Origin of the sequence: Bradyrhizobium sp. 45 (assembly GCF_023073155.1) — a bacterium.
Taxonomy (GTDB): domain Bacteria; phylum Pseudomonadota; class Alphaproteobacteria; order Rhizobiales; family Xanthobacteraceae; genus Bradyrhizobium; species Bradyrhizobium canariense_D.
This window is the reverse complement of sequence record NZ_JADPIX010000043.1, coordinates 1-849: the sequence shown is the minus strand read 5'-3', so window position 1 is coordinate 849 and position 849 is coordinate 1. Positions and strand designations below refer to the sequence as shown.

The 849-nt window shown below is 62.4% G+C and carries 2 protein-coding genes; both read right to left on the bottom strand.

Annotation, left to right across the window (positions count from 1 at the left end; translation table 11 throughout):
* Positions 1 to 79 precede the first annotated feature (79 nt).
* Complete coding sequence (gene tnpB, locus IVB42_RS06205) at positions 80 to 433, bottom strand: IS66 family insertion sequence element accessory protein TnpB (RefSeq protein ID WP_247398510.1); 354 nt, start codon at positions 431 to 433, stop codon at positions 80 to 82.
* A gap of 34 nt (positions 434 to 467) precedes the next feature.
* Positions 468 to 848 carry a transposase gene (locus tag IVB42_RS06200; protein ID WP_247469889.1) on the bottom strand — a complete coding sequence of 127 codons (381 nt, stop codon included), beginning with the start codon at positions 846 to 848 and terminating at the stop codon, positions 468 to 470.
* Position 849 lies beyond the last annotated feature (1 nt).

Genomic DNA, 849 nt, shown 5'->3' with positions numbered 1-849 from the left:
TCGGCAGTTCATCAGGCAAATCACTCATTGGCCCGAGTCTGCCATGCTTCGCGCCCCGATGCAGCGAAGATTTTATGTCCTACGCAAGCGCTTTCGGCTGCGGGATTCGAGGCGCATGCATGCGTGTCCAATCCATGCCGGCCAGAAGCGCGGAAAACTGCGCGGCGTTCATTCGCATGACGCCGTCAACGACCGGCGGCCACTTGAAGGCGCTGCCCTCAAGCCGCTTCCAATACAGCACGAGGCCACTACCATCCCAGACCACGATCTTCACCCGATCAGCGCGCTTCGCACGGAAGACCACCGCCACGCCCTTCATCGGATCGTGGCCCAGCGTCTCCTTCGCCAACAGCGCCAGACCATCCGCGCCCTTCCTGAAGTCTACAGGTCGGGTCGCAACGTAAATCATGAGGCCAGCGGGAGCCGTCAGCATGAACGTGCCCGGCGCAACGCAACAAACACATCACTCAGCACGGCAAGTCCAGGCGTCCCTCGCACCTCAACTCGTGCCCCTGGAGCTCAACCGTCACAACGGCTGCTTCCGGCGATGAGGAGGGCGCGGCAGCCGCCGATGGCGACGATTCCGACACCAACGGCACAAACGACAGTGCACCCGCCGCAGCTGGCAGCACCAGTTGACCTAAACGCGCCCGGCGCCGCCAGTCATGCACCTGCTGTGGCCGGCAGCCATGCCGGCGTGCGATATCTGTTACAACCGCGCCCGGCTCAAGGCTTTCCGCGACAATCCGGGCCTTCAAATCATCCGGCCACTGCTTACGGCCTGCGCCGGCGTACACTTCGATACGCTGTGTCAATGGTCGTCTTATGTCGTCCGAATGGTCGTCCATT

Coding starts and splice junctions, on each gene's coding strand:
- tnpB (WP_247398510.1), bottom strand. CDS start 433: ATGCTGACGGCTCCCGCTGGCCTCATGATTTACGTTGCGACCCGACCT.
- IVB42_RS06200 (WP_247469889.1), bottom strand. CDS start 848: ATGGACGACCATTCGGACGACATAAGACGACCATTGACACAGCGTATC.